This window comes from Leptothoe sp. PORK10 BA2, from assembly GCF_034932105.1.
In the GTDB taxonomy this organism is placed as follows: domain Bacteria; phylum Cyanobacteriota; class Cyanobacteriia; order Phormidesmidales; family Phormidesmidaceae; genus Leptothoe.
The window spans coordinates 1-5655 of record NZ_JAYGIG010000099.1; the positions used below are offsets into that span (position 1 = coordinate 1).

5 protein-coding genes and 1 pseudogene are annotated in these 5655 nt (G+C 51.1%); 1 reads left to right on the forward strand and 5 read right to left on the reverse strand.

What is annotated here, in order from left to right; genetic code table 11:
* Positions 1-124 precede the first annotated feature (124 nt).
* The 5 genes and pseudogenes from VB741_RS14575 to VB741_RS14595 form a co-directional block, all read right to left on the reverse strand.
* Positions 125-694, reverse strand: a pseudogene (locus VB741_RS14575) (oxidoreductase); the annotation flags it as partial.
* 134 nt (positions 695-828) lie between these two features.
* Positions 829-1035: a hypothetical protein gene (locus VB741_RS14580; protein ID WP_323365914.1), complete on the reverse strand. Its 207-nt coding sequence runs from the start codon at positions 1033-1035 to the stop codon at positions 829-831.
* Between the two features lie 100 nt (positions 1036-1135).
* The gene (locus VB741_RS14585) at positions 1136-2212 is read right to left on the reverse strand and encodes an SDR family oxidoreductase (protein ID WP_323365915.1); all 1077 of its coding nucleotides are present in this window, start codon (positions 2210-2212) and stop codon (positions 1136-1138) included.
* Between the two features lie 245 nt (positions 2213-2457).
* Complete coding sequence (locus VB741_RS14590; RefSeq protein ID WP_323365916.1) at positions 2458-3891, reverse strand: mercuric reductase; 1434 nt, start codon at positions 3889-3891, stop codon at positions 2458-2460.
* 160 nt (positions 3892-4051) lie between these two features.
* Positions 4052-4789: an SDR family oxidoreductase gene (locus VB741_RS14595; RefSeq protein ID WP_323365917.1), complete on the reverse strand. Its 738-nt coding sequence runs from the start codon at positions 4787-4789 to the stop codon at positions 4052-4054.
* 151 nt (positions 4790-4940) lie between these two features.
* Here VB741_RS14595 and VB741_RS14600 point away from each other — a divergent pair, with 151 nt between their 5' ends.
* A complete protein-coding gene (locus VB741_RS14600) occupies positions 4941-5561 on the forward strand; it encodes a LysR family transcriptional regulator (RefSeq protein WP_323365918.1) in 621 nt (206 codons plus the stop codon).
* The last annotated feature ends 94 nt before the right edge of the window (positions 5562-5655 follow it).

Consider the following 5655-nt stretch of genomic DNA (forward strand, 5'->3'; position numbering starts at 1 on the left):
ATTGTTGGGACTAGATTGGCGTTCATATTCCAACTCTAGTCCTATTTCCTGCTTGATGCTCTACAACCTCCAACTGACAATACTTCAGCCCCTTTACTGATGGCCGAGGAACACCGGTTACGCCCAAGGGCGATAGGAATTCATGCAATAAATAACCGTGGGCAGCATGGATTTCGATCACCTGAAAGCCTGCATCAATGCCTCTTTGTGCTGCTTGAATAAAGGATTGCTGAATCGATTCAATCCCTTCAAATGTGAGCGCGGTTGGGACTGGGCTCAGGTCATTAAATGCGATCGCACTGGGTGCAACAGGTTGCCATCCTCCTTCAGCCTTAGCTAGCGGATTGCCGCCCTCCCAGGGCACGGCACAACTTGCTTTTCGGCCCGCATGGGCTAGTTGGATCCCTGGGACTGCACCCGCCTCTTGAATCAGCTTGGCAATTTTGGCGAGCATCGGAACCTGTTCATCAGCCCAGATGCCCAAATCTCCAGGGGAGATCCTGCCTAGGGGGTTAACTGCTGCCGCTTCAGTAAAGACGAGTCCTGCGCCTCCGACAGCACGACTGACCAAATGAACCAAATGCCAGTCATTCGCCAATCCATCCTGGCTAGAGTATTGACACATGGGGGAGACCCCAATGTGGTTACGAAAGGTTACCCCTCGTTGTTGAAAAGCATCGAACAGAGCGGCCATAGTTTATACCGAGTTTGGTTAATTACCTGCACCAAAGTGCTGTTGCAACATTGGACTAATCCTTGCTAACCGTAGTGCTTGCATTGAAGTGTATGGCATTGAGAGAACATCATCAATCTCTGGATTGATCGGGTTTACGCTAAAGCTGCGATCGCGCGTTGGATGGCTGGGCGCTGCTCTAAGGCGGCATACCAGCGTTCGACATGGGGGCGTATCAGCGGTGTTTTTTGCTCCCCCTGACGAACGTTGACGGGTTTGACGGTGTAAGCTAGCCCCAGCTCTTCCAACAAAATCGGAACCTTGATACTGTTCGGGGTTGCCCAAGCATAGAGATCGATCATGACCTGATTCCTAGAATGTATTTGATGGTGTGTACTTGAAAGACTCGCCAGCAGATAGGTGCGATCGCACTCTAACAGCAACAGAGAGCTGCCTCGATACTTACAGCTTGGCAAAATCAGGAATGATCCGTTCCTGGCGATATTGCTGGAAGCGCAACTTAAACGCTTCTACCGTGTCTGGGTGCTTCGTAAAGCCAGCTCGACGGATCTTGCCGAGTGCCAGCACAATGTCATAATCAATGGCAAACATAAACTCCAAAAACTGCCAATTCACCAGCGTTGAAAGCTCTGAATTCACCAGATTGTATTTTGTTGCCATACTCTTCCAGAGGGCAGCATACTCAGCCATAAAAGTGGCTAGGGGCACTGGACGCGGGCCGCCCATGGGGACACCAAAGTCTGCCGCAAAGATGGGCCAAAGCTGAGACCATCGCGTTGGATCGCCGTTGGAGATATTGAAAACCTCGTTCGCCGCCTGTGGAGTTTCAGCGGCCCAAAGAGCAGCGGCGGCAACTTGTTCCGCGTCCACGATCTGAGTCATCGCCCCGAAAGCCGCCGCACTTCCTGGAAAGTCAAGGCGTAGCCCAAGCTCGTGCACAATCGCAGCATACACCGCAATCGCGAGTGCCAAGTTCATGGCATTGCCAGCCACAAAACCCGTCAGATGGGTTGAAATCAGATTCGTCCATTGCCAGGTGCTGCTTTCTGCTTGCGATCGCAAATAGTCTTCCTGGTCATAGTAGAAGTTTGGTCCTAAGTGCCTGGGTTCTGTTTCGAGGGCTGGTGAGGTCGAAATGCCTAGATGAACCCCATAATATTTAGCCCCCGTGATCAACGTCACATGTTGCAAGGGCGCTCCCGCCGCCTCCAATCCCTCGATGGCATTCACTAGCAATGCCAGATTGGGCTGAACTTCGGCAATCCAGCTAGGACGAGGTGCGTAGGCGGCAAAAAAGAGATGAGTTGCCTTACTGGCCGCCGCAAGTTGACGACGGGCCTCAGCGCTATCCAACAGATCAACACTGATTGTCTCATCCGCCCCTGGGACGGTTCTCCCAGATTGGGAAACGGCGATCGTCCGCCATCCCCCCACTGCTGCCAGTTTTGCAACAATGGCTCTACCAATGATTCCGGTTGCGCCAACCACCATGGCGGTTAGCTGTTTGTTCTCGCTCATACTGTTTCCTATCAATGAATGACTTGCTCGGATGTGATGATCGGGACAGATGGAGGAAAGGGAACTTCCCGCTATCGAGCGACCATGAGTTATGGAAAAGATAAGTAGTTACCAACCTATTGAGGCATCCAACCCGCAAACATTTTTTCAGAAGCACTGTAGGAACCAAACACAGGGGCACTGGCAACAGATTCTACGGACAGCATATTGACGATTGCGCCGCCCCCATTACGTTGCAAAATCGGCTAACTAGCCAGGGCAGCAACTCGTTGAATTGCCTCAACCTGCGTTGGATAACAGTAGATCACGGATGCTAAATCAGCCGGTGTCATCTTTTGCATGATTGCCAAGGTGAGTATAGGGAGGGACTCGCCCGCATGGGCGGCAACAAAAGTCGCCCCAACAATAATTCCCTTTTGTGTGTATAGAGCAATGAACCCATCTGCTTCCCCGTCGATCATTGCACGCTCAACTTGCCCTAGTTCTAACCGATAGGTATCGATAGCAATTCCGCGCTCTGCCGCTGTTTGAGGAGTGAGTCCAACATGAGCAACCTCTGGATCGGTGTAGGTGCAGTGTGGGATGATTAGTTCTGATACCCGCTTTTCAGCTCCGTCGATCGCATTGGCAACCGCTAGTTTTGCCGTTGCGAACGCTGCATGGGTATACTTCTCTGGCAACGCCACATCACCAGCCGCATACACAGTTGGGTTCGTTGTCTGTAGATAGTCATTAGTTTCGACTCCAGAGGCGTTGAACTTCACTCCAGCTACCTCTAAACCCATCCCATCTACGTTGACCGTTCTACCAGTAGCAATTAGGATCACGTCGTAGGCTAACTCCATCCCGTTACTGAGGATCAGTCGCTGTTGTTCGCTATCTACACTTGTCGCCTTTGCATTGAGGTGCAGCCGCACACCTTCCGCTTGCAACTGTCTGGTTATCACCTCTGATGCCTCAACTGGCTCGGCTATTAGCAAGCGTTCTCCACTACAAATCAAATCGACCTCGCTGCCTAGCCGACGAAATGCCTGAGCCAGTTCGCAATTTATGGTACCAGCCCCAATACAAACAAGCCGTTGAGGAAGCTTAGACAACTCAAATACGGTTTCATTCGTTAGATAATGCGCTGTGTCTAACCCTGGCAAACTGGGAACTGCGGGTTTGCTACCTGAAGCAATGACGGCTTTCTTGAAGCGTAGCGTCTGTCCTTCAACTGCGATCGCATCAGAACTCACAAAGTGAGCATCGCCAAGAAACACGTCAATACCAGCTCCAGCTGCAACCGACACTGCATCAAAGCTACCGCTGAAAGCTCGCATCTCCCGAACTCGCGTCATGACTGAAGCAAAGTTGACTTGGGGCGCAGCGCCGAGTGTGTAGCCAAATTTTTCGCCATCGCGTGCTTGATACACTGCCCTGGCAGCTCGGATGAGGGACTTGCTTGGGGTACAGCCAAAGTTAACGCAGGTGCCACCCATCAGGTTTCGCTCAACCATCGCGACGGTGTGACCTGCCTTAACCGCTGTTATCGCGGCCGTCAAACCAGCAGGCCCCCCTCCAATCACCACCAAGTCGTATCGGTCTTTCGGTTGGGGCGATTGCCAATCGGTTGGGTGCCCTTGAGCGATAGTCTTGCGGTTGGGGGCATCGAAGGGAGCGATCGTTGCAGTAGACATAAATTACCTCATTTGAAACTTAGAAAAGGACAAAACTTGAGAACTAGAGGACGCATCAATGAATGACTTGCTCGGGTGCGATGATCGGGACAGATGGGGAGAAAGGAACTTCTCTCTATCGAGTGACCATGAGTTATGAAAAAGACAAGTAGTTACCAACCTATTGAGGCATCCAACCCGCAAACATTTTTTCAACCGCTTTTAAGGGCTCTGCGATCGCAGAAAATGCACTCTGAGAGACCGGATCGGGATAGACGTCTTCCAGCCCTGCTTCAACCGCTTGCAAGGCTGCCTTAGCGACTGTGATCGGTTCAGCTTTATCGACCGGCATCCCTTCAGTCATTGCCGTATCTACAGGTCCCGGAAAGACTCCTACCACTTGCGTGCCTTGCTTTGCTAACTCGGCCCGAATGTCTTGGGTTAAGGAATTGAGGGCGGCTTTAGACGCACTGTAGGAACCAAATACAGGGGCACTGGCAACAGATGCTACGGACAGCATATTGACGATTGCGCCGCCCCCATTACGTTGCAAAATCGGCGCAAAAGCCCGCACCATCGAAAGCGTACCAAAGTAGTTGGTGTTCATCTCCCACTGAGCTGTTTCCACGCTGTTGGGGGTAAATAGTCCACCAGCGCCGATCACGCCAGCATTATTAATCAGCAAGGTGACATCCTGAGCGGTTTGAGCCGCTATATTCACTTGATCGAAATTGGTCACATCCAAGGCGATGGGAATAATGCGATCGGGTGCGATCGCCACCACATCCTTGAGCGTGTCAATGTTTCGAGCGGCCGCATAAACGCGGCGAGCACCCGCTTGGATCAGAGCTTCAACATAGGCTGTCCCAATTCCCCGATTTGCACCTGTAACCAAAGCAACGGATTCTTGAAGGTTCATAACAATCTCTTGGGTTAATCATAAAAACTTTTGCTGGAAAGCTTTGTGCCGTTTGGAGTTGGGCTGCATTGCTTTCCATGCCTCTTATCTTGATTTATTTCGATTAGTTTGAGAAGCCCGGAAAATGGAATATGATTTATTCCTATTTAGAATGACTGAACCTATGGATCGCCTCGATTGCATTCAAAGTTTTGTGCGAGTTGTCGAAACAGGAAGCTTTTCTGCCGTCGCTCGTGAACACAACACAACCCAGCCCACCATTAGTAAGCAAATTGCTGCTCTGGAAAGCTATCTGGATGTGCAACTGTTGAATCGTTCCACCCGCAAACTTCAGTTGACGCAGGAGGGAGAACGATTTTTTGAGCATTGCCAGGGGGTGTTGGATGCTGCTGCCGAAGCCGAAGCCAGTGTCGGGCAACGCCAAAAAGCAATTGGAACCTTGCGAGTAAGCTGCCCCGTGGCATTTGGGCAGTTTATGGTGATGCCTTACGTAAAGAGGTTTTTCGACCACTATCCGGATATCAAGTTAGATTTGACCTTCAGCGATCGCTTTGTTGATTTAGTCGAAGATGGGACGGATCTTGCCCTGCGGATTGGGCAGGTGAATGATCCAGCCCTAATTGCTCATCGCATTGGCGTGACCTGCCGCATCACAGTCGGCTCAGCATCCTATTTCCGCGATGCCTCTTTGGGAGCGCTACGTGAGCACCCAGTTCCTCAAACACCAGAAGACTTAGTTAACTGGACAGTGCGAAGTTTTTCTTTAAGTTGACAGGTGCAGCCCTTGGGAAAAGAGATTGCCTACGGGGTGCGTTGCCATCGCTCAAAGCAACGAACATTCCAATACCCAAAGAGCAAGGAATGTT